This is a genomic window from Corallococcus sp. CA041A, from assembly GCF_003612075.1.
GTDB classification, from domain to species: domain Bacteria; phylum Myxococcota; class Myxococcia; order Myxococcales; family Myxococcaceae; genus Corallococcus; species Corallococcus exiguus.
The window spans coordinates 17,326-41,574 of sequence record NZ_RAWF01000034.1; the positions used below are offsets into that span (position 1 = coordinate 17,326).

The window sequence follows — 24,249 nt, forward strand, 5'->3', positions numbered from 1 at the left end:
TGCTTTCTAGCAGACATCCCCCTGCCACCGCGAAGCAGGGCCGGAAGTTTGCATATCAACTGGAATCGCCCCCACGTGGGAGCGGTCAGTAGAACTCGAGCGGGCTCGCGGAGTTCTGCGGCTCCCGGTTCGGGATGTTCCAGAAGTTCGCCGCGTTGTTGTCCGTGTCGTAACCGTTCCCCCGCCAGTAATCCCTGCCAATCAGGGACACCTGCTCAGCGAGGATGGAGGTGGATACGGCCTTGCGGATCAAGCTTCCGTACGAGGAGTACGTGGCGGCGGAACCCTCGGGATGGCTGGCGGCGCCGTACCCGAGCCTGTCCACTTCGGTGAGGGTCGACCCGGACGGGCGCTGGAGGCGGATATGACCACCGGGCCAAGAGTCCGTTGCGTCGAAAGCAGAGTACGCGACGTCCGCCGCGACCGTTCCCGTGTAGGTCGCGCCGCCCAGCAGGAAGAAGCCGTGGGCGCGAATCAGGCTTCCGGCCGGGAGGACGACTGTCGTGTAGCTGCTCCCGTCGCCGGGCATGTAGCCCACCTCCCAGCCCGACAGGTCCACGTCCGCGTGCGTCGGGTTGTAGAGCTCGATGAACTCATCCTCGCTGACGTAGGGCCTCCCCCCATTGAACTCGCTGATGACGACATGGTCCGTCAGCGGCGGCTTCACGTCCGCCACCACCGTCACCGAGCCGTACGTGCCCGCGGGCGGAACGGTGATGCCGTTCCGATCGCAATACACCCACGGCGCGCCCGCGTCCTTGAACCGGTAGCGGAAGCCATAGCGGTACGTGCCGGCCGTGGGAATGTTCATCCAGGCCCTCATCTGGTCGTTCACGCTTCCCCCGGACACGCCGTAGTTCACGTTGAAGTCGGCCGGGATCCACGTCCAGCCCGCCGGCTGGGCCGCGTCCGTGCCGTACCCCAGCTGCGCCTCGATGCGCGGATGGAAGTCATTGCCGGTCGGGTTCCGGGTGGTGAGGTCGAAGTCGGAGAACGTGCTGGTGATGGCGTAGGTCGCGGTGGTGGTGATGGTGGCCGGGTAGATGTCCTCCGGGAACGTCTTCGGGCGCTGGATGTTGCAGAAGTCCACCGGTGGCTGGACGTTGATGCCGCAGTCGTCGTTGGGCTGGCCCGGCGTGCCCCGGTCCCCGCCCGACAGGCTGCCGGAGGAGTCACACCAGTACCAGGACCGTGACCGCGCGCTGGCCGGCGTGCCGATGATGCTGGACGCGAGGCTCATCGCGCGGCCGGGCGTTTTCGGGAAGTTGTTCCGGTACTCAAGTTCGTCCACCGACGGAGCCCCCGGTGGGCCAAACAGCCCCCGGATGTCGATGGAGCCCGTGCTGTCCATGCGCATGTGCGTGCCATACGCGTAGCTCGCGGGCACCCCACCGTTGGTCGCCGGGTTCGCGTCCTGCGCGAGCACCACCCGGCCGCCCGGTTCAACCAACAGCGGCTTGTCATACAGCACCGTGAACCCCACGTACGACCCCTGACTGCTCGTGAAGTGCACCTGCATGCCATTCAGGTTCATCAGCTTCGAGCTGGTGTTGGTCAGCTCCAGGTATTCCGTCGTCCCGGCGGACGGCGAGTGCATCACTTCGGAGATGACCAGCTCACCCACATTCAGAAACGACGCCGCCAGGGTGCACGCGCCCGCGTGGCAGACCGCGTCCACGCCGGGGCACACCTGGCGCTCCACCGCGCCGGCCTCGCAGGTCGGCATGCCGTTGCGAACCACGCACGCAGACGTGGGCACCTCCCGTGTCTTCGCATCCTCCGCGCACCTCGGAGCCGCCGGCGTGCACACGTAACCGTCGCAAGGGCTGGGGGTGGTGGCGCTCGCGGTGGCGAGCGCGCTGGCGTTCTCCGCGCCGTCGAAGGTCCTCAGCGCGAAGAAGTAGGTCGTCGTCACATCCAGGGCGGAGACGGTGAAGGCCTCCGCCGTGCCCGGAGCCTGCGGCGCGGGCATGCCCATCACGAGCGTGGCCGCGTCAAACGTCGCCTCGGTGATGGCCTCCGGAGCGTAGCGCAGCTCGTAGCGACCGGCGGTGCCCAGCACGCCGTCATCGCCGGGAGCCTGCCAGTCCAACCGGATGCTGGTGCCGGACGCAGCCGTCGCGCTGAAGCCCTGCGCGATGGCCGGAGCCACCGCGTCGGTGATGAGCAGCTCTCCGGACGTAGCGACCCCCAATGTGTCCGCGCTGGCTTCAAACCGATACGTGCCCTCGTCATTCACGACGAGGCCGGCGAAGGTCGCCACACCCTCCACGGTCGTGCGCGTGGGGTTGGCCAGGGAGAAGCTTCCACCCGCGAGCGCCAGCGTCACGTCCGTCGGGGTGTCGCTGACGGTGTTGCCATATGCATCTCGCAGCGCGACCTTCACGTCCGCCAATTCCTGCCGCACCGCTCCCGTCGTGGGCGCGGAGACGAACACCAGTGTGTCGATGGCCGCCGGAACGATGGAATACGTGTGCGAGGCTGTGAGCGACGGGTCCGCCACGTCCTCCGCGGTGACGGACTGGTCCCCCGCGGTGCGCAGCTCCACGCTGAAGGTGTGCCGGCCCTCGTCCAGCAGGGTGAACGTATACGCGCCGGGCAGCACCGCCTGCGCATCCGATGACGAGAAGGTCACCGTGGACGCGTAGTCCTTCGCCACGTTGCCGTAGAGGTCACGCGCCACCAGTTCGTAGCTCAGCGACTGGCCCGCGCCGAAGGGGCCCGCGCTCGCGACAACCTCGAACGACGCGGCCGTGCTGGCGCGCACCTCCGCGTCCACCGTCCCGGTGAGCGCCGGGGTCGCGGTATCCATGACGGTGAGCGACTGCGTGCCTGCCGTCTTGAATACGAGGCCGGAGACCGTCTTCTCGCCCTGGTCCGCCGGCGTGAAGGTCGCATCCGGAGGCAGCACCGCCTGCGTGTCCGAGGACGTGAAGTGCACCGTGCCGGCGTAGTCCTTGAGGATGTTCCCGTAGGCATCCGTCGCGGACACGCTCACATCGGCTGAGTCGCCTGCATCGAGGGGGTCCGTGAAGGCCGCCAGCACGAGCTTCGCCGCGGCACCTGCGTCCACCGTGAAGGGCGGGCTCACCTTCGTCAGCGCTCCCGCCGTGGCGGTGAACGTGAACGTGCCCGCCGTGTCCACGCGCAGGCCAGGGAACGTGGCCACGCCATTCACCGCCGCCACCGTCACCGCCGTGAAGCCGGGCTGACCGGTGAGGCTCAGCGTCACCGCCGTAGTGGCCTTGGGGACAACGTCCCCCCGCGCGTCCAGCAGCGACACCTTCACGTCCGCGAGCACCGAACCCGCGGTGCCGTTTGACGGCTGCGGCGTGAACGCCAGCTGCGTCACCTGCGGATCCGCCGTGGACACCGCGAGGCTGTCCGACCGCGCGGAGTTGCCGTGCGCGTCCGTCACCTTCAGCGCCACGTGGTACGTCTGGCCCGCCCCGAGCCCGGAGAGGGTCGCGGACTGCACCGCGCCCGCGGGCACGGGGGCGGCGACCGTCACCGGCGTCGCCGCGTTGAAGGCCGCGTCCGTGGTGATGGCGGACGTGGAGTAGCGCAGCTCCTGCGACGTCAGCTGTCCCTGCACACCGTCATCACCCACGCCCGTCCATTGCACGGTGAGGCCCGTCTCCGTGGCCCCCGTCTGCGTCAGCACCGGCTTCGCGGGCGCCACGTCGTCCACCACCTGCACGTCCGCGCTGCTCACGTCCTGCATCTGGAGAGGCGCCACGGAGGCAATCAAGTGAGTGGTGCCATGTCCCGCGATGCTCAGGTCCGGGAACGTCGCGACACCGCCGTCAGCCCACTGCTGCAACCCTCCCGACAGCGTGAAGGCACCCGCCGGCACCGAGACATGCACCAGGATGCCAGTCACCGGCGACGTATTGCCGAAGGCGTCCTTCAATTCGACCTTCACGGTGCCCAGGGCTCCGCGCGTCGACACGCGCGACGAAGGCTGCTGCGTGAAGACCATGTGCGTGGGCAACACGCCGGACACGTCCACGGGGGAGGTGAACGAGAAGGCCCCTGCGCTGTCAGCAATCGTCAGGAACTGGGGCCCGGCCGTGCGGAAGGTGATGCCCTGGAACTTGAACCTGCCCGCGTCCGCGGCGGTGAACGTGTGGGAGGGCAGCGTCGCGGCCGCGTCCGTGGACGTCAGCGTCACCGTGCCCGTGTAGTTCGTCGCCGTGTTGGCGTACGCGTCCGCGAGCGTGACCTCCAGGGCCTCCGTCGCACCCGCCGTGGTGGTATCCAGGATGCGGTCCAGCCCCAGCGCCGACACCGCACCGGGAGCCACCGAGAAAAAGGTGCTGGCCACGGGCTCGAAGTCCGGCGCGTTCGCGATGAAGTGGTAGCCCCCGCCCGCCTTCTTCAGCACCACGTCCGGGAAGGTCGCGACGCCATTCACCGCGGCCACCGTCAGCAGGCCCTCCGGAGGCTCGATGCCGCCGGAGCCTGGCGACAGCGTCACCTCCACCGTGCTGCCCGTCACCACCGCGTCGGCGCCGTTGCGCACCTCCACGACCAGGCCCTGGAGCGGCACACCCGCCACGCCGTCCGGCAGCGCCGAGCGGAACGCCAGCGTCTTCACGGTGTTGACGTCCGCGAAGTCCACCGTGGCTGTCGCGGTGAGCGGCACCCGCCTGCCGAGGTCATCCGTCACCGACGCCCTCACCGTCTTCACGCCGGGCACCATGGATGACACCCGCGCCCGGGCCTCGCCGTTGATGTCAGTGATGGCCGCCGATTCCAGGACGGAGGCGCCCTCCCCTTCCACCGTCAGCGACACCGCGAGCCCGGACAACGGGGAGCCGTCCGTCTTGCGCAACGCCGTCACGGTGATGACCGCCGTGTCCCGACCGTTCGCGAGCACGCCCGTGGGCGGGTCCACCACCACCGTGGAGGCCGCCGCGTCCACCACGTCCTCGGGCGGCGGCTGCGGGGAGATTCCGGGCTCCGTGCAGCCCAGCGACAGCCCCAGACACAACACGCTCAAACCCAGACAGCGGGCGAGCACAGCAATCCGTGGGGTCATGGATGTCTCCGTCCGGCAAGCAGCCCCGCGCTGCGGCGTGCGCAGCACGCGGGGTTGCAATGCCTTCTAGCAGACATCCCCCGGCCACCGCGACGCAGGGCCGGGACACTGCACATCCACTGCAATCAGCCGTTGATGGCCTGGAGCACCGCGGCACCGCCCAGCAGGGACTGGCCACCGTCGCAGACCATGATGGAGCCGGTGATGTACGACGCGGCGTCCGACGCCAGGAACAGGGCGAGCCGGGCGATGTCATCCGGCTTTCCGAAGCGCTGGAGCGGCAGGGCTTCCGCGAGCTTCTGCCGGGCGCCTTCCGACGGGGCCAGGCGGCTCATGCCCTCCGTGCCTTCAATCGGGCCCGGGGTGATGGCGTTGACGCGCACGCCCGTGCCGCCCCACTCGATGGCGAGCACGCGGGTGAGCATGTCCACGCCGGCCTTGGCGGCGCACACGTGGGCCTGCATGGCCATGGGCAGGTACGCCTGGGGCGCGGAGATGTTGATGACGGCGGCGCCCGGCTTGCGCAGGTGTTCGAAGGCGGCGCGGGACACGTTGAAGGTGCCCAGCACGTCGATGTCCATCACCGCCTTGAAGCCGTTGGAGGACATGCCCAGCACGGGCGCGGGGAAGTTGCCGGCCGCGCCGCACACCAGCACGTCGATCTCACCGTACGCGTCCTTCACCTGCTGCAACGCCTTCTCCACGGACGCGTAGTCGCGCACGTCCGCGGCCACGCCCATGGCGGTGCCGTGGGCCTGGAGGCCCTTCACCGCGCCCTCCAGCTTCTCCACGTTGCGGCCGTTGATGGCCACCTTCGCGCCCGCCTTCACGAACGCGGTGGCGATGCCGAGGTTGATGCCGCTGCTGCCGCCGGAGACGAACGCCGTCTTGCCCTTGAGCAGCCCATCCTTGAACACGCTGTCCGCCATGGAGTCGCTTCCTTTCGAAATCAGCCGAACTCGACGACCTTCTGCCCGAAGAGGCGGTCCACGGCGAGGAGCAAATCGTCGTTCACCTGCACCTTGAGGGTGGTGCCGGAGATGTGCGCCTCCGCCTCCCCGGGGAACAACACGCTCACCGCCACCGGGGTCGCGCCCGCGTACTTCTTCGCCAGCTCGTTGAGCTTCGCCAGCCGCTCCTCCGTGACGATCTCCGCGGGCAGCCGCAGCTCCAGCCGCTTGGTGCGCTTCTCACGCACGGCCTTGAGGCTCTGGATGTCGTCGACGATGAGCTCCGCGGTGGGCGTGTTCTCGTCGCGCTGGGAAATCTGCACGGTGCCGGTGACGAGGATGGGGTCGTCCGACTTGAGCAGGTGCTCCCAGTGCTCGTATCCCGGCTTGGGGCCCTGCTTGGCCCACTTGCCGTCCTTGCCCATCACGTTGCGCGTGCCGTCCTTGCCCGGGAAGCACACCAGCTCCGTGGAGCCGGACAAATCCTCGATGGTGACCCACGCCATGCGCTTGCCCGTCTTGGTGGGGCGCTCGCGCAGCACGGTGATGATGCCCGCCACGGTGAGCTTCTCGTCGCGGCGCGCGCGCTGCACGGCGGTGATGGGCCGCGCGTAGCGCTTGAGCTCCTTCTCGTACTGGTACAGCGGGTGGCCGGACACGTAGAAGCCGATGGACTCCTTCTCGAAGGCCAGGCGCTCCTTCTCCGGCCACTCCTCCACCGCCGCGTAGTCATCCTTGAGGCCGGTGCCGGCGGACGCGGGCCCCGAGAGCATGCCGAACAGCGAGCTCTGGCCCGCGGCCTTGTCCTTCTGGCTGGAGGAGCCGCGGTTCATCGCGCGCTCAATCGTCTCGAAGAGCTGCGCGCGGGGGCGCTTCTCGAAGTCGAAGGCGCCGGCCTTGACCAGCGCTTCCAGCACCTTGCGGTTGACGCGACGGCCGTCCACGCGCTCGCAGAAGTCGAAGAGGCTCTTGAAGGGGCCTTCCTTGCGCGCCTCCAGGATGGACTCGATGGCGCCCTCGCCCACGCCCTTGATGGCGCCCAGACCGAAGCGGATCTTCCCCTCCACCGCGCCGAAGGCCAGGTCGGACAGGTTCACGTCCGGCGGCAGCACCTGCGTGCCCGACTCGCGGGCCTCGCCGATGTGCTTCACCACCTTGTCGGTGTTGTCCTTCTCGCTGGTGAGAAGGGCGGCCATGAATTCGCACGGGTAGTGGGCCTTGAGCCACGCCGTGTGGATGGTGACCAGGCCGTACGCCGCGGAGTGGCTCTTGTTGAAGCCGTACTCGGCGAACTTCTCCATCAGGTCGAAGATTTCGCCCGCGACCTTCAGGTCCACGTTGTTGATCTTGCAGCCTTCGAGGAAGCCGGCCCGCTCGGCCTGCATGACCTCGGCCTTCTTCTTGCCCATGGCGCGGCGAAGAAGGTCGGCGCGGCCCAGGGTGTAGCCTCCCAGCACCTGGGAGATCTGCATCACCTGTTCCTGGTAGACGATGACGCCGTAGGTGTCCTTGAGCACCGGCTCCAGGTTCGGGTGCGGGTAGGACACCTTCTCCCGGCCGTGCTTGCGGTTGATGAAGACGTCCACCATGCCGGCGTCCAGCGGACCCGGGCGGTAGAGCGCGCCCGCGGCGATGACGTCTTCGAAGCAGGTGGGCTTGAGCTTCATCACCATTTCGGTGAAGCCGCTGGACTCCATCTGGAAGACGCCGGCGGTGTCGCCCTCCGCCATCAACTGCCACATCTTCTCGTCGTGCAGCGGGATTTCGTGCCGCTTGATGTCCTTGCCGTGGTTGCGGTTCACCAGGTCCAGCGCGTGCTGGATGACCGTGAGCGTCTTCAGGCCGAGGAAGTCGAACTTCACCAGGCCCGCGGCCTCCACCTCGTCCTTGGCGAACTGGGTGATGAGGATCTTCTCGCCGGGCGGCTGGTAGACGGGCACGAACTCCCAGAGCGGCTTGTCCGCGATGACCACGCCCGCGGCGTGCATGCCGGGCTGGCGGTGCAGGCCCTCCAGCGCGAGCGCGATCTCCAGCACGTCCTTGGTGGTGACGGGGTTGCCCTCCACCTCACCGATGTTCTGGGGCTTTTCGATCATCTCCTTGAGGCGAGGCTCCATTTCGATGGCCTCCTTCAAGGTGATGTTGAGGACTTCGGGCACCAGCTTGGCGATGCGGTCGCCTTCGCTGAAGGGCAGGCCGAAGACGCGGCACACGTCGCGCAGCACGCTCTTGGCCTTGAGCGAACCGAACGTGATGATCTGCCCCACGTTCATCTCGCCGTACTTGCGGCCCACGTACTTGATGACCTCGTCGCGCCGGTCCTGGCAGAAGTCGATATCGAAGTCCGGCATCGACACGCGCTCCGGGTTGAGGAAGCGCTCGAAGAGGAGGTTGTACGGGATGGGGTCCAGGTCGGTGATGCGCAGCGCGTAGGCGACGAGCGAACCCGCGCCGGAGCCACGGCCCGGACCCACCGGGATGTTGTGGTCCTTGGCCCAGTTGATGAAGTCCTGGACGATGAGGAAGTAGCCGGAAAAGCCCATGCGCTGGATGACGCCCAGCTCCAGCGTGAGGCGCGCCTGGTACTGCTCGCGGTCGATGGGGTACTGGCCTTCCAGTTCCTTGAAGCGCTGGCGCAGGCCCTCGTAGGACAGCTCCGACATGAAGGTGTCCGGGGTGTGGCCATCCGGCACCTTGAACGTGGGGAGCATGGGCTTGCCCAGCTTCAGCTCCACGTTGCACATCTCCGCGATGCGCATGCTGTTGTGCACGGCCTCCGGCGAGTCGGAGAAGAAGCCGAGCATCTCCTCCGGGCTCGTGACGTAGAGCTTGTCGGTGGAGTGGCGCAGGCGCTTGTTGTCCGCGAGCGTCTTGCCGCTGGCGATGCACATGAGCAGCTCGTGCGCCTTGGCGTCCTCGCGCTTGATGTAGTGCGCGTCCGCGGTGGCGACGAGCGGGATGTCCAGGTCACGAGACAGCTGCTTCAGGTTCTCGTTGGCCTTGTCCTGCTCGACCATGCCGTTGGACTGGACCTCCAGGTAGAAGCTGTCGGGCTCGAAGATGCCCTTGTATTCGGCGGCCACGCGGCGGGCGTTGTCCATGTCGCCGCGGAAGCACGCGCTCGTGACTTCACCGCCCAGGCACGCGGTGAGACCGACAAGGCCCTTGCTGTGCTCCGCGAGCACCTGCTTGTCGATGCGCGGGTGGTAGTAGAACCCGTTCATGTAAGCGGTGGAGGACAGGTAGCGCAGGTTCGCGTAGCCCTCCGCGTTCTTGGCCAGGAGGATGAGGTGGTGGGCCACCTTCTCCGAACGGTCCTCGCGCCCCTTGGGGCCCGCGACGTAGGCCTCCAGGCCGAGGATGGGCTTGATGCCGGCGTCCTTGGCCTTCTTGTAGAAGTCGATGGTGCCGAACATGTTGCCGTGGTCCGTCACGGCCACGCTCGACATGCCCTTCTCCTTCACCGTCTTGATGAGGTCCTTCATCCGGATGGCCCCATCCAGCAGCGAATAGAGGGTGTGGAGGTGAAGGTGGGTAAAGGACATGGGCGTTCCGGCTCCCGGTGAAGAAAGAGGCGCCCGAACACTAGAGCCCGCAACCCCTGCTCGCCAGTCCAGTAACGGCGCAGGTGAAAACAGCGGGGCCGCGATGGATCCAGGGCCCGGAAAACCGGCCTGGGAGACACCGGGAGCGGAATTCCAGCCCCCCGTCCGTCCGGGCGTGGGCACTCCCTCCGGCCATGGGGTGGCCGCCGTGGGATTCGTGACCACGCTGCCCCAGGATGCCCGCCTTCGCCCGTACACCGCCGACGCTCGCTCGCGCCCTCCTGCTGGGCTGCCGGGCGGGCCTGCTCGTCTTCCTGGCGCTCTACACGCTCTGTGCCCTGCTGAACATGCAACTGGGTTACCAGGGGAACGAGAGCCGCGTCGTCACGGAGTACGTGTGGAGCGAGTGGCGGAGCGTGGTGTTGTGGCAGGTGGCGCGGCTGTTGGGCGCGTACTGCGTGGTGGGGCTGTTACTGGGTGCGCTGCTGGGGGCCGGGCTGTGGGCGGCGGAGCGGAGCCGGCGCGCGGTGTTCTGGCTGAGCGGCCTGGGGTGCCTGGTGGTGGAGGGCTTCCTGGTGGCGGCGGACATGGCGCGGCATCCGCACCTGTACGCGGCGACGCTGTACGAGCGCTCGGAGGTGACGGCGGCGGTGCTGCGGGGGCTGAGCGGCACGCAGCCGTCGGGGTGGACGTTCGCGGCGTGGGTGCTGCCGGTGTTGAGCGTGCTGGCGGTGGTGGGACGGTGGCTGGCGGAGTCATCCCGCTGGCGCGGCGTGCTGGGCGGCGTGACGGCCGCGGCGGCGGTGGCGGGCTTCACGGGGCTGGGGCTGACGCGGACGGAGCAGGGGCCGGAGTCCACCGGACGTGCGCGGCCGAACCTGCTCATCCTGGCGTCGGACGGACTGCGGCCGGACCACCTGTCGGGCAACGGCTATTCGCGGCCCACGTCGCCGAACATCGACCGGCTGATGGAGGAGGGCACGCGCTTCAACGACACGGTGGTGCAGGTGCCGCGCACGGCGCCGTCGTGGACGACGCTGCTCACGTCACAGTACGCGGGCGAGCACCCGGTGGTGCACACGCTGGTGGGACGTGAGGCGCGCGAGACGAAGCTCACCACGCTGGCGACAGCGCTGGAGGCGCAGGGGTACCGCACGGCGGTGGTGGCGGATTACGCGGGGGATCATTTCTCGCGGTTCCCGTATGGCTTCCAGAAGGTGTCCGCGCCGGACTTCCGCTTCCCGGACCTGGTGCGGCAGCGGATGCTCATCACCCACGTGGCGTTGCTGCCGTGGACGGCGCTGGCGCCGGGGCTGTTCAAGGAACGAGGCGAGTTCCCGGAGCTGACGGACCCTGCCCCGCTACGCACGCGGGTGCGGCATGTGCTGGACGGGCTGCCGGAGGATGCGCCGTTCGCGCTGGTGGTGTTCGCGTCGTCCACGCATTTCCCGTACGCCGCACCGTGGCCGCTGGAGGGCAAGTACGTGGAGCGCGGGTATCGGGGGCCCTGGCGGTTCGGGGCGACGCCTCGGATGGAGGTCGTTCCGGAGGCGCCCGCGACCACGCCGGAGGATGTCGCGGCGTTGGGAGCGAACTACGACGCGGGGGTGCGCACGTTCGATGGGCTCGTGGGCAACTTGCGCGCGGACCTGGAGCGGCGGGGCCGGTGGGATGACACGCTGGTGGTGCTGGTGTCGGACCATGGCGAGCACCTGGAGGATGAAGGGCTGGGTCAGGGCCATGGAGACCATCTGTGGGGCAGCGCGGGGCTGCGCATCCCGTTCGTGATGCGGATGCCCGGGCAGGTGGCCTCAGGGCGGCAGGTGACGCAGCGGGCGCGCTCGCTGGACGTGGCGCCGACGGTGTTGGATTTGCTGGGCGTGCCCGCGCCGGAGTCATTCCGGGGGCGCTCGTTGGCGCCGCTCGCTCGGCCGGGGCCTGAGCCCAAGGCGTTGCCGGATGTGCCCGCGCTGATTGAAACGGATATCTGGTTCAGCGACAGGGATGGGCATGCGTATCAGACGGTGCGCGTGCCGTATCCGTGGCTGTATGATATTGCGATGGTGGAGGGCGACACGGGCGAGATTGCGCTGAAGCCGGAGTGGGAAGGCCCCGTGCGCCGGGCGCGGCACCGGGGTTTGTATCTGGGACGGTGGAAGCTGTTGGAGCTGCCTACTCCGGATGGAGTGCGGGTGCAGCTCTTTGACACGGTGTCGGATCCGTCGGAGTTGCGCGACGTGGCGGGAGACCATCCGGACATCGTGGCCACGCTGAGGGCGAAGCTGGCGGCGGAGTTGCCGGATGCGACCGGCGAGGCTCGCGGCGCCGTGGGGCCCTGAGGGTTTCAGGCCCCGGTGAGCAGCGGCTCCGGGGACCGAGCATCCATCCGTCTCAGCACTGTCACTGTTCCCACGAACGCCAGTGAGCACGCGACCAGCAGCGTCACGTGCACGGAGGTCGGCAACTGCGCGATAGGCGGCGCATAGCGAGACAGCAGGAACGACGTCAGGTTGTTGAAGACATGGACGAACACCGGGAGCCGCAGGCTTCCCGTGCGCTCCGCGAGCCATCCCAGGAACAAGCCCGCCACCAGGGCCATGGGGGCTTGGATGGGATCCAGGTGCATGAGGCCAAAAAGGGTCGCAGCTCCCGCGATTCCCGCTGCACGCCCCCAGCGCTCCACGAGCCGCGTCTGCAGATAGCCCCGGAAGAAGAGTTCCTCTGCCGTGCCTCCCACCAACGCGCCGAAGACCAGGAACAGCGTAAAGATCACGACCGAGCTTTGACTCGTGACATGCAATGCTTTCAGTGTCTCCGCCCAATCCCAGAATCCGGCGAGCACAGCCAGACTTTTCATGGCCTGCCCCATCGCCAAGCAACCCACCAGCGCGGCGCCCCAAGACCATACGGGCAGCGGAGTTCCGACTCGAAGGCGCAACCGGTCGCGCAGGGCAATCGGGGACAGCCTGCCGCCCAGGAGCGCGGCTGTGAGCCCCAGGCTGCTGGAGATCATCACGGCCACCACCTGCAACCAGGGCATGTACTTGATCTTCTCCGTCAGCGTCGCCATGGCAGCGCTGTCCCGAGGGTCGATGCCGGATTGTGCAATCTCAATGGCCCCCGCGATGCCGGCTACGATGATGGTCCCAACAAAGATCGTCACCCGCAGGAGCACGAGCGCGACCAGCACCGACCACACGCGTGGGCGCGGCGACTCGGGGACCGGAGGGCTGGCGGTGGGAGTCAGCTCGGAAGGGGAATCCATTGCGGACGGATGGTACCGCCCCGGTTCGAGCGAGAGGAGAGGGACCTCATCAGCTAGAGCGCCGATCAGGTTACGGCGAGGGAGCAGGCAAGCGGTAGGGGATCGACGCGGGCTGGGGTCGCGTGCATAGGTCGCCACCTTCGGAGGTGGCTCATGGAACGCTGGAAGCCGACTGTGGAGCAGAGCGCACGGGAGCAGCGCCTGCTGAAGCTCGCGGGGAAGAGCAGGAAGCTCTTCGTCTTCCTGCGCGAGCATCGGCACGAGTTGTTCGACGAGGCCTTTCAGGACGAGCTCGAAGCGATGTACCGACAGACGGGCCAGGGGCAAACGCCGCAGTCGCCCGCGATGATGTGCATGGCGCTGCTGGTGCAGGCCTACACGCAGACCTCGGACGCCGAAGCCGTGTGCCTCTCGGGCACCGACAGCCGGTGGCGAATGGTATTGGACCGACTCGGTGCGGACGAGGACGAGCCCGCCTTCTCCCAGGGCGGGCTGCAGCAATTCCGGGAACGACTCATCGCGACCGAGATGGACCGCCGGCTGCTGGAGCGCACCGTCGAGGTGGCGAAGCGGACGAAGGGGTTTGATTCGAAGAAGACGCCGAAGACGCTGCGAGTGGGAGTCGATAGCCGCCCTTTAGAAGGGGCCGGGCGGGTTGAGGACACCCTCAACCTGCTCGGCCACGCAGGTCGCAAGGTCGCCGAGGGCATGGCGCTCGTGCTCGGCACCGATGTCGAGGAGGTGTGCCAGCAGGCCAATGCGCCGTTGCTGAAGGCCAGCAGCATCAAGGCCGGCCTCGACATCGACTGGAGCGCGCCCGACGCGAAGGTCAACGCACTCAATCGCCTGTGCCGACAGCTTGACCGCCTCATGGCCTGGGTGGCGAAGCAGTCGAAGTCGTGCGTCACCGCTCCGATGACGCGCTACATCGAAGCGCTCGCGCAGGTGCGCGAACAGGACCTTGAGCCGCGCCCCGAGGGTGGCGTGCAGATTCGACAGGGCGTGGCCGCCGACAGGCGCATCTCCATTGAAGACCCGGACATGCGCCACGGGCGTAAGAGCAAGAGCAAGCGCTTCAATGGCTACAAGCAGCACGTCGGCACCGACCTCGACACCGACCTCGTGGTGGCCTGCGCCGTGACGCCAGCCAACCGCCCCGAAGAGGAGGCTACGGGCGCACTGCAGGAAGACATGGCCCACCAGGAGCTCTTCCCCGACGTCCTCCTCATCGACAGAGCGTACCTCAACAGCACCATGGCCGAAGACGTGCTGGAGAGCGGCGGCGACGTCGTCTGCCGGCCGTGGCGAGGAGCCAGCGCGATGCCCGGACTCTTCGGCAAGCGCGACTTCAAAGTGAACATCCGCGACGGCACCCTCACGTGCCCTGCTGGCGAGGTGGAGCCCTTCGAGCCCGGCGCCGTCGTGCACTTCGACCCGGAAGCCTGCGGGCCGTGCAAGCTGCGCTCGAGTTGTACCCAGGCCGCGTCCGGGAAGGGGCGCAGCGTCACGATGGGTGACGACGAGCGGCTCCAGCAGCGTCTTCGCTTACGTCTCCAGTCGCGCGCGGGCCGCGCACAACTCCGCGAGCGTGTCGGCGTCGAGCATTGCCTGGCACATCTCGCCAACCGCCAGGGCCCGAAGGCCCGTTATCGCGGCACGCGCCGCAACCTCTTTGACCTCAGGCGACTCGCGGTCGTCCAAAACCTCGAGGTCGCCGCGCGCTATCAGCTCGCGGCGTGACCTAACCTGTTCGGCGCTCTAGGGTGCCGCGCCATGGCCATCATCATGGAAGGACTGACGAGCTGCCCCATCTGCGGCAGCACCGACTTGTCGAAGCCGTACACCGCGACATCCGGCGGGGCCTTCCCTGAAGGGGATGAGCTCTGGCGCTACTGCGACGCTCCGCTGCATCTCGAATGCCTGGCTCACTGGCCGCACCGTGAGCGGTTCTCCCGCGGCTATTTTGATCTCTGGAGAAATGAATCCATGAGCGGCCACGGAGGCCTGCTGGCGGAGGCGCCCAGGTGGCTCTTGCGCTGTGGTCCCGCGAAACCAGAAGCCGAGCCCTACTATGTGGAAGTCCACATCGCCGACTGGCCCATGAGGCTCTACTCGCGCTGGGCGCAGTGGCCGGACTACTCCGCGCAACAGTATCGCCAGGGGCTGATTGGAGAGGCGTTGGAGGCGGCGGACGAAGTCATGTCGGAGGTTCGCAAGATTGCTCCCGACCTGGAGTCCCTGCGGGCATTGAGGCAGCGGATGCTGTTCAAGCCAGCCTCGCCTTGAAGGCCCCGTCAGCGGACCTCTCCGGCACATCCTCCAGGCTGGAGATGACCCGCGCGAGCAGCGCGCGCCGGTCCGGGCGGGCATGGGCCAGCTCGCCTCGGAGGATGGGCAGCGCGGCCCCTCCCATGACGAGCAATCCATCCCAGGCCGCGCGCGCCACCGCATTGCGGCGGTCAGGCAGCAGCGCCGCCACCTCCGCCACCGCTGGCAGGTGCCCTCCGAACGTGAGCGTCCGGACGGCCCGGACGACGTGCCCGGCCTCCGCATCCTTGAGCAGCTCGCGGGTCAGCTCCAGGTACGGCTCCCGTGGCACCTGGACCTTCAGCAGCCGGTGCGCATGCAGGCGCACCGAGGGCTTCCGGTGGGTGAGCAGCCCCGTCAGTCGTTCGACGACGTGAGGCGCACGCCTGAGCACCATCCACTTCATCGCCTTCACTTCCGGCTCGGGGACCTCCCAGGCCAGCGCCTCCAGCCTCCGCTCCACGTCGCGCATCAGCTCCGCAGGGAGCTTCTTTTCGAGCGACGGATCATCCAGGACGAGGAGCGCGAGCGCCGTGACGACCTCCGTCCGCAGCGCGGGCGTGGTGACCCGCGCGAGCAGCGCACTCCGCACCTCCGGGCCCTGCCGTTCGAGCCCTCGCGACACCGCCGCCAGGGCCTGGGCGTCGTCCTTCTGGTTCACGATTTCGATGAGCCCGTCCGCCAGGCGGAAGGCGTCTTCACGGCTCCCCCAGGAGGCGCGTCCCGCGAGGACCTGCAACGCCGCCTCGCGATGACCGTCGTCCTCGTGGACGATGCGCAAGAGCGCGTCCTCCAGCATCCGACCGTCGCGGCCCTGCGCGGGGTCCGCTCGCTGGAGCCACTCCAGGAAGTGCGTTCGCGCCAGGCCTCGCGCCTGGAGGAACATCGCCATCAACTCGGGGCCCCACACCGTGTTGCCCGGGAGGATTTCGAGCGCCGCGGAGTGGCCTTCTCGAAGCATCGGAAGGACGAAGGGCAGCACCCGGGCCGCCGGGAGCGAGCGCAGCCTGTCCGCCGCCATCGTCCCCGACCGACCCCGGCCCATCCGCCACACGTCCAGCAGAAGCAGGACCAGGGAGGGCAGCAGACTCCGCTTCGACCCGAGCCCGCCGAGCAACTCCAGCAGCGACTCCAACCAGGCTTCTCCTTCCAACTTCTCCGCATCGGAGCCCGGGGCTCCGAGGGAACCGAGCGTCGCGCGCAGTGCGTCCAGATCCTGTCGGTCCACGGCCCACGGAGGGATCCACCGGAGCGGCCGCGCCTCGCCAAGGATGTCGAGCAGGGATTTGAGGCGAGGCAGTCCCCGCACCCGCCAGAGCTGTCGCGCGGCCTGTCGGCGGACCTCGACGTGGGCATGGGACAACAGATCGACGAGCAGCGCCTCATCCTCCGCCGAAGTGGGTGTCCCCAGCGCCGCGAGCGCTGCGAGGGCGATCCCCCGTTCATGGTGGCGCGCGAGTCGCCGCAGGGCCGCGCGAGCCGCCTCCGTTCCGACCTCCGCCATCCACCGCACGAGCACTCCCGCTCGCGGAGACGTCCCGGATCCGGCGGCGAGGGCAAGCTCCGCGAGCAGCGCATCCTCCGGCACGCGTGCGCCCCACTCATCGCGGACGAGCTCCAACAGGTCCCCGTGCGGCCCTCGCGCCGCCGCGGCCAGCACCTGGAGCGGCGGCACTTCTCGCAGCGCGTACGGCACGAGGAACCGCCGCACCGAAGGCCCGCGGGCCTGGGTCAGCGCCTCCATCAGCCCAGGGCCGGACAGGTCCCCCGCGAGGATGCGTCGCTCCGTCCCCCAGAGCGCCACGCGCTCGTCCGGGAGCGAGGAAGCCATCCGAGCCTCCTCCAGGGAAGGGACGGCCCCCAACCGGAACAGGACGCCAAGGGCCTCGTGAGGTTCGATGAGCTTCCCCGTCCATGCGCGTCGGACCTCCGCGAGCGCCCCCACCTGCTCGGGCTCGGACAGCCGCCCGGCGAGCGCCGTCAGCAGGCCCAGGGCCAGTCGCCGCAAGGAAGGCGTGGGGCTGTCCAGCAGGCCGCGAATCCCATCGAGGTGCCGCTTGAGGACGGCCGCTCGCGTGTCCGTGAGGGCCGCGCTGGCCACCGCCGCGAGCCGCTTCGTGAACTCCTCTTCCGCGGTTTCGAGCAGGGCCGCGTCCCCGGACGACAGCGCGTCATCCATCCACGCGAGGTCCGCATCCAGCCGCCGCTCCCGGAGCAGCCTCGCCTGCACGGGGTCGTCGGACGTGGCGGGAATCCACTGCGACAGGCCATGGCGCCGCAGCAGCACCCCCAGCGTCTCGCGAGCCTGCGACGAAAGCAGGAGGACTCCGCCATGGACCGCATCGTTCAGCACCTTCGCGGAGCGTGTCCCACGCCGCAGGAGTGACACGAGCGCATGGGGCGACAGCTCGCCAGAGAGCAGCTCGCACAGCAACTCCTGCTCACGAGGCGTGTCTGCGTCCTCGAGTGCATCGAGCACGGTCGCCACATGGCCCCGTCCGCAGGCCGCACGCAGCGCGCGGATGAGGGACTCGCGCAGGCCCGGGTTGTCGTGGCGCCGGAGCCAGCCCAGCATCAGCCCGATGGGCGGCGGCCAACCGGGGCCCGCGTTGACGAGCGCCTCGGCGGCGGTCTTCTTGATGTTCATGTTGGGGTGCGCGAGCCCCGCCGCGAGCAGCGGCACCGCCCACTCCACCTTGAACACCCCGAGGCCACTGAGCGCCTGTCGCAGGCGATAGATGTCCTCCGACCGCGCGAAGGGCACCAGCCAGGCCACGGCCCGCGAATCTCCGGAGTGCGCGAGGCACTCCAGCACGAGCTTCGGCACCTGCACGCCCTCATGGCGCAGCAAGCGCCGCAGCCGCCGCGCGAGCGCGGGATGCCTCCGGCCGACGAGCTGCCCCAGCACCCGTTCGAGCTGCGCGTCGCTCAGGTCCCGCCGCTGGAGCAGGTCGAGCAGACACTCCGTGAGGACCCGCGCGCCGGCTTCGTCTTCCGATACGGGGGCGGAGCGCCGGTCCGGGCGCACACGGCCCCGAGCATGGAGCCCACGCCCCACCTGTGCGACGGCCTGCTGCGCCGCGGACCGGACATGCTCGTCCGCATCGAGCAACAGCTCCCCCAGCGGCACGAGTGCGCGCCGCCGGGCTTCATGGCCGAGCTGGCCGATGGCCTGGAGTCGCAGCGGATGCTGCGTCTGGAGCGCGATGCGGGAGACCTCGGAGAAGGACGCGTCGTCGTAGCCGGGCTGAAGGCTCGCGAGCACGTCACGGCTCGGCGCGGCCTCCACTGGCGAGGGCATGGACGCGGAGGTGTCTTCAAGCGCCGCCAGCAGGGCGTGCGCTTCGGAGCGCCAGGCGGAATCCGTCAGGCCTGGGTGGGCACGAAGGAACGCCACGGTGCGCGCGCCGCCCAGGTGGTGGAGCGCATCGAGGCAGGCCCAGGGTTCGGCATCGAAGCAGGCGAGGAGGTCCTCCTCGGCGGCGGCGTGTCCCTGGTGTCCAAGTGCCTCGATGACCTCCGGCCGGAGCGTGCGCGCTTCGGGCCGGACGAGCAGGGCGCGGAGCAGGTCGAACGCCTCCGGACCGTCCAGTTCGCGCAGGAGCGCGAGGTGCCGGGTGAAGTCCGCGTCCGTGGCGGACAACCGCCACAGCGGTTCGACGTACTCACGCTGCCGGAGACTCAACACCTCCGCGATGACCTCGGGCGTGATGGCCGGGTTGGAGAGGAACAGCTCGCGCACCCGGGGGACATCGTCCGGCTCGCACCGCACGCCCCGCCGGTAGAGCGTCTGGAGAAACCCCGCGCACGTGGGGCCGAAGAGGAGCGGATCCTCAAGTGAGAGGTGGAGCGACAGCCGCAACTCCGCATGGCTCGCGAAGGGTGCCAGCAGGGCCATGGCCTCGCGTCGCACCCGGAGCGATCGCCGGCCGTCCTCCAGCACGAGCCGCAGCGCGGCGGCGTCTCCTCGACGGGCGAGGATGCGCAGCGAAGCGAGGGCCAGTCGCTCCGAGCGCTCCAGCAGGCCCTGGAGCGAACCGAGGGGAGGCGCCAGGTCGGGCCTCGCCGCCCAGGGTTCAGCGAGCAACTCCGCGGCCTGGAGCGCCACCCGCGCGTCCGGGGCTTCGAGCGCGCGGACCGCGACCGCCAGCGCATGCTTCACCGTGACGAGTCCCAGACCGAGCGCCCCGCCCAGGTGGCGAAGACCCTCGAGCTGGACCTCCGGGTCCAGGTGGCCGCACAGCGCGTCGACCAGCGCCTCCGCGTCAACCCCATCGGATGGGGAGAGTCGCTGCACGGCATGCAACAGCAGCGCGCCACCCGGCAGGACGGCCAGCTTCGCGGGTTCACGAAGCATCTCCGTGACGAGCCACTCCGCCTCCGCGTCAACTGGGAGCGGCTCCGTTCCCTTCGCCAGCGACTTCAGCCTCGCCAGGGGAATCTCCGGCGGCAGCAGCCGGGCCAGCCTGGCGAGGAGCACCTGCGACTCGGGAGCGCACGCGCCGAGAGCCGCCGGAAGCGCCTCCATCAGGGACACTGGCGTGTCACCGCCCTCCAGCCGCGCCAGGCGGCGCGTCAGGTGCAGCAGCGCCGCGTGGACCTCTTCCGGATCGGACGCGGCGAGCAGGCCGCGAAGCTCCTCGGGGGCCAGCCGCTCGGTGAGGAGCCGCTGCGTGAGGAGCGCACGGCGACGACGCGGGGTGAGCTCGACCGGTTGGGGCTGAGGCATGGAACCCTTATAGGCGGACCGGGGAAAGCCCGGCACGCCCCAGGGGACGCCGGCCGTGCCCCGCCCTGACACCCACGGAGGGACGGCGCGTGCAGCTCTTCGACACGGTGGCGGATCCGGCGGAACTGCGCGACGTGGCAGGAGACCCTCCGGACATCGTGGTCACGTTGAGGGCGAAGCTCGCGGCGGAGTTGCCGGATGGGACGGGCGAGGCTCGCGGTGCCGGGGGTCCTTGAGATGCTTTCAGGGCCCGACGAGCACAGGCTCTGGCGGCCGGGCATCCATCCGCCGCAGTGCTGTCACCGTTCCCACGAACGCCAGCGAGCACACCGCCAGCAACGTCACGTGGACGGAGGCTGGTAGCTCCGTGGTGGACGGCGCATAGCGAGACAGCAGGAACGAGGTCAGGTTGTTGAAGGCGTGGACGAAGATGGGCAGCCGCACGCTGCCCGTGCGTTCCGCGAGCCAGCCCAGGAACAAGCCCATCATCAGGGCCATGGGACTGTGGATGGGGTCGAAGTGCAGGATGCCAAAGAGCGTGGCTGCGCCCGCGATGCCAGCCGTGCGCCCCCAGCGCTCCACGAGCCGCGTCTGCACATAGCCCCGGAAGAAGAGTTCCTCCCCGGTGCCCGCGACCAGCGCGCCGAAGAACAGCAACGCCGCGAAGGTGACGAACGAGCCCTGGCTCGCGGCCTGCAGCCCCTTCAGCGACGCCGCGTAATTCCATACGCCTGCGAGCACCGACAGGCTCTCCATGGCCTGCCCCATCGTGAAGCAGCCCACCAGCGCGGCCACCCAGGCCCAAGCAGGCGTCGTCGCTCCCGCGTCCAGGCGCAGCCGCTGCTTCAACGGCGTGGGGGACAAGAACCCGCCCAGGAGCGCAGCGACCAACCCAAAGCAACTGGACGTCATCACGGCCGCGACCATCAGCCAGGGCATCGACTTGAGCTGCTCAGTCAGGGCCTGGATGGCTACCGTGTCCTGGGGTTTCACTCCTGCGCGGAGCATCTCCATCGCCATCGCGATGCTGGCGGAAATGACGCCCCCGACGACGATTGCGGTCACCAGGAGCGCGAACGCAACCAGGACCGTCCACACGCGTGGCGGCGATGTGGGGACCGGCGAATGGGCGGTGGAGGACGGGTCGGAAGGTGAATCCATGGCGACCGATGCTACCTCCCCACTTTGAGCGAGAGGAGAACGACCTCATCATGAGGAAATGCCAATCCCTGATCTCCAAGACGTCGCGAGGACTGATGCCGAGGCCAGGTTTCTGGAGGCGCTGCTCCATCTTCAACCGGATCTTGATGTGTGGCAGCACGAGAGCGCGGAGGGACATCCGTGGCTTATCGTGTCCATGGACTTCGTCGAGGACGGAGCAGTTCGCGACACACTGCGACTCGACTTCGACGGCCGAGCAATTCGTGGTGGCTGGAGTCGTAGTTTTCTAAATGGGGACGATGGGGTCCCGGCGCAAGAAGCAGGCGTTGACGTTGGACCACCTGATGGAATCGAGATTGAACAGGGGGCTCCTGCGGAACTAGCAGCAGCTGCTGCCGCATGGTTCGCACTGCACGCCCGCCAGTGGGCAAGCAGTCCGAGGCGAGCCCGTTGGAACCTCTAGGTCAGAGCGAAGTCCAATGTTTTTGCACACGTCCGCCTATACGTCGAAGTGACGATCTACCGCCTCGGCACGAGCAACGATTCCACCACCGCGACGCGCGTGGCGGTGCTGCACACTGCCCCCCCCAGAACGTGTGCCCGCCCGGCTCGGACCTCGCGACGAGCCGGTTCAAGCACTCGCTGCCTCATGGCCGCGTCAGCGTGCTCACCGGCATGTTCAGCCCGTAAACGCCGAAGTCCTGTGAAGCAGCGCCGAAGCCCCGCACGAACTCCGGTTCAGCCCTCACGAGCCTTGCGCCGGTACTCGCCGGGAGGCACTCCCATCTCCCGCCTGAAAGCCCGGTTGAAGGCGAACTCGGACTCGTAACCCACGCGGCCCGCGATGGCCGCGAGCCCGTCCTGTCCCTCGCGCAGCGCGTGCGCGGCCTCCTGCATCCGAAGCCGCGTGAGGTACTCATGAGGCGCCACGCCCACCTCGCTCGCGAAGCGCCGCGCGAGCGTCGCCCTGGAGGTCCCCGAGCGCCGCGCCAGCTCGCTCACGGTCCAACTCCGCCCTGGCTCCGCGTGCATCCAGCCCAGGGCGCTCGCGAGCGTCCGGTCGCCGAGCGCTCCCAGCCAGCCCGCGCCGCCCGGCGGCTGCGCGTCCGCCCAGGCGCGAAGCACCTGCACCAGGAGGATGTCGAGCAACCGGGAGACGATGACCGAGGCGCCCCGCTCTCCCCGCTCGTACTCCCGTTCGAGCAGCGACACCGTGGGCAACAGGGCACGCGCGTCCTCGGAAGCCCCCCGCAGGTGGACCCGCTCGGGAAGCAGCCGCAACACGGGATGCGCTCCCGGCTCGTCGAACGCGAAGAAGCCGCAGAGCACCCGCGACTCCACGCCGGCCCCGCCCAGCACATACGAGGAAGCCCCTTCCCCACGTGTCGCCAGCCACTCCTCCACCCTCAGCTTGGGGCTGCGGGGCGAGTCCGCCACGGCATGCCCGTCGCCGCGCGGCAGCAGCACGACATCCCCTGGCCCCAGCGCGACGGTGTCCCGCCCCTGCGTGAGGTGACAGGAGCCCGCGAGGATCAGATGCAGGGCCGCCGAGGCCGTGGGCGCAAAGCGCAGTCCCCAGGGAGCCCGCGCCACGGTGCGGCAGTAGAGCTGCCCTCGCAGCCGGGTTCGCTCGAGAATCTGCCCCAGCAGGTCGGAAGCATGCGAGAGGTCCATGCCCTCAAGGCTAGCAGCGGGCTGCCCCCAGCGCTCACGCCCTGAGCGTTTCAGACAAAAGGTTGAGCCGTCCGCGAATGGCGGCTCCGAGGCCAGACCGTCACATTCCCAGCCATGAATGACACCCACTCTTCGGCTGGAGGCCTCATGAACCCGAATCCCTCACAGTTGCCCTGGAAGCTCACGTCTCCCACTGCCTTGTTCACGTTGCTGCTGGGCGCCTTCATGCTGTTCCTCAGCCTCAATGCCGCGCGGGACCCGCTCAGCGCGGCCAGGGGCTTCGGTCTGCGCGACTCCGGGAGCGAGGTCATCCCCTGGCTGTACATCAAGGCGGGCAGGGACCTCGGCGTGGCACTGGCGATGTTCGCCCTGGTGGCCATCCGGCAGCGACAGGCCGCGGGAGTCTTCGTCCTCGCCTGCATGGTGATGCCCATCGTGGACGCGCTGACCGTGATGCATGGCGGTGCCTCGCTCGCCTTCGCGCTCGCTGTCCATGGAAGCGCGGCGGTCTACGGAGTCGTGCTGGCCACCGCGCTGCTGCGCCCCCAGAAGGGCACCGCTTGATTCACCGCGGGTGAGCACAGCGCGGAAATTTCACGCAGGGTGGCGGCGGGAGTCGGCAAGATGCCGGCCATGAAGCGAACCCTGTTGCGTCGCGCGGGCCTGACTGTCGCGGCCCTGCTGCTGGTGTTGGTCGTCGTCGCGGCCGTGGGACTGAGCGACGTGAACGTACCGGAGACCTCGCGCTTCGACGCCGACCTGGGCGCCATCCGGGCCCTGGCCGTCTCCACCGGCGCGCCGCTCCCCACCGGATTGCGCAGCCAGCGCGTGGGCCGGGCCTCCGGAGTGCCGCACGCGCTCGTGGTGGCCGGCAGCGGCTTCGGAGAGGCCACCTTCGACTTCTACGCGTACCAGGTCGTCTATGCCGACGGCCGCACGGTGCTGGTGGACGTCGTTAACGACGAGAAGACACAGCGGGCCCAGTTCCCTGGCTCGGAGTTCGACGCCGCGGCCTATACCCGGGTCCAGGAGGCGCTGCGCCGCGCGGACGCGACGGTCGTCACCCACGAGCACTTCGACCACTGCGCGGGCATCGCGCACTCGGCATACCTGGACGAGGTGGCGAGCAAGGTTCACCTCACGGACGAACAACTGCGCAGCCCGCTCGCGCAGGAAGCCGGCTTCACCGCGGAGCTGCGCGCCAGGCTCACTCCGCTCCAGTACGAGCGCCTGCACCTGCTGCGCCCCGGCGTGGTCCTCATCAAGGCCCCGGGCCACACGCCCGGCACCCAGCTGGTGTACGTGCGGCTCGTCGACGGGCGCGAGTTCCTGCTCGTCGGCGACGTGGCCTGGCACCAGGACAACATCCGGCTCCCGAGGATGCACCCGCGGCTCACCAACTGGCTGGGCGGCGAGGATGCACAGGCGATGGCACACCAACTGCGATGGCTGCACGACCTGCTGCGCACCGCGCCCGAGCTGCACCCGGTGGTGGCCCACGACGGCGCGCAGATGCAGGACTACCAGCGCCGTGGGCTCATCCAGGACGGACTGCTCTGATCCATTGGCTTGGG

General features: G+C 68.9%; 13 protein-coding genes. 6 read left to right on the plus strand and 7 right to left on the minus strand.

All coding sequences use genetic code 11. The annotated features are described in order from the left end of the window. Positions 1 to 85: 85 nt before the first annotated feature. The 3 genes from D7V77_RS08880 to dnaE form a co-directional block, all read right to left on the minus strand. A complete protein-coding gene (locus tag D7V77_RS08880) occupies positions 86 to 5,044 on the minus strand; it encodes a lamin tail domain-containing protein (protein ID WP_147452018.1) in 4,959 nt (1,652 codons plus the stop codon). Positions 5,045 to 5,169: 125 nt separating this feature from the next. Then, positions 5,170 to 5,973: an SDR family oxidoreductase gene (locus tag D7V77_RS08885; protein ID WP_120575841.1), complete on the minus strand. Its 804-nt coding sequence runs from the start codon at positions 5,971 to 5,973 to the stop codon at positions 5,170 to 5,172. 20 nt (positions 5,974 to 5,993) lie between these two features. Continuing rightward, on the minus strand, positions 5,994 to 9,539 hold the full coding sequence (gene dnaE / locus D7V77_RS08890) for a DNA polymerase III subunit alpha (protein WP_120575842.1): 3,546 nt from the start codon (positions 9,537 to 9,539) through the stop codon (positions 5,994 to 5,996). 236 nt (positions 9,540 to 9,775) lie between these two features. On the opposite strand from dnaE, the gene D7V77_RS08895 reads away from it, so the two are divergent. After that, complete coding sequence (locus tag D7V77_RS08895; RefSeq protein WP_120575843.1) at positions 9,776 to 11,878, plus strand: sulfatase; 2,103 nt, start codon at positions 9,776 to 9,778, stop codon at positions 11,876 to 11,878. Positions 11,879 to 11,883: 5 nt separating this feature from the next. Here the strand turns inward: D7V77_RS08895 and D7V77_RS08900 are convergent, their stop codons facing one another. Then, positions 11,884 to 12,729, minus strand: coding sequence for a CPBP family intramembrane glutamic endopeptidase (locus D7V77_RS08900; protein ID WP_158624364.1), 846 nt, complete (start codon positions 12,727 to 12,729; stop codon positions 11,884 to 11,886). 228 nt (positions 12,730 to 12,957) lie between these two features. On the opposite strand from D7V77_RS08900, the gene D7V77_RS08905 reads away from it, so the two are divergent. After that, positions 12,958 to 14,544, plus strand: coding sequence for an IS1182 family transposase (locus D7V77_RS08905; RefSeq protein WP_120575845.1), 1,587 nt, complete (start codon positions 12,958 to 12,960; stop codon positions 14,542 to 14,544). Positions 14,545 to 14,577: 33 nt separating this feature from the next. Then, a complete protein-coding gene (locus D7V77_RS08910) occupies positions 14,578 to 15,090 on the plus strand; it encodes a hypothetical protein (RefSeq protein WP_120575846.1) in 513 nt (170 codons plus the stop codon). On the opposite strand, the gene D7V77_RS08915 is transcribed toward D7V77_RS08910, so the two are convergent. Further along, positions 15,071 to 19,840, minus strand: a complete 4,770-nt coding sequence (locus D7V77_RS08915; protein WP_120575847.1) for a hypothetical protein — start codon at positions 19,838 to 19,840, stop codon at positions 15,071 to 15,073. The genes D7V77_RS08910 and D7V77_RS08915 overlap by 20 nt on opposite strands. A gap of 89 nt (positions 19,841 to 19,929) precedes the next feature. On the opposite strand from D7V77_RS08915, the gene D7V77_RS43645 reads away from it, so the two are divergent. Beyond that, positions 19,930 to 20,076: a hypothetical protein gene (locus D7V77_RS43645; protein WP_158624365.1), complete on the plus strand. Its 147-nt coding sequence runs from the start codon at positions 19,930 to 19,932 to the stop codon at positions 20,074 to 20,076. Between the two features lie 7 nt (positions 20,077 to 20,083). On the opposite strand, the gene D7V77_RS08920 is transcribed toward D7V77_RS43645, so the two are convergent. Together D7V77_RS08920 and D7V77_RS08930 are read right to left on the minus strand one after the other, a co-directional pair. Next, on the minus strand, positions 20,084 to 21,001 hold the full coding sequence (locus tag D7V77_RS08920) for a CPBP family intramembrane glutamic endopeptidase (protein WP_120575848.1): 918 nt from the start codon (positions 20,999 to 21,001) through the stop codon (positions 20,084 to 20,086). 738 nt (positions 21,002 to 21,739) lie between these two features. Beyond that, positions 21,740 to 22,675 (minus strand): AraC family transcriptional regulator, encoded by a 936-nt coding sequence (locus tag D7V77_RS08930; protein WP_233596766.1) that lies wholly within the window; start codon positions 22,673 to 22,675, stop codon positions 21,740 to 21,742. Between the two features lie 147 nt (positions 22,676 to 22,822). On the opposite strand from D7V77_RS08930, the gene D7V77_RS08935 reads away from it, so the two are divergent. Continuing rightward, on the plus strand, positions 22,823 to 23,239 hold the full coding sequence (locus D7V77_RS08935; protein WP_120575849.1) for a DUF4267 domain-containing protein: 417 nt from the start codon (positions 22,823 to 22,825) through the stop codon (positions 23,237 to 23,239). Positions 23,240 to 23,308: 69 nt separating this feature from the next. Further along, entirely contained in the window at positions 23,309 to 24,235 is a 927-nt protein-coding gene (locus tag D7V77_RS08940; RefSeq protein WP_158624366.1) for an MBL fold metallo-hydrolase, read from the plus strand. Positions 24,236 to 24,249 lie beyond the last annotated feature (14 nt).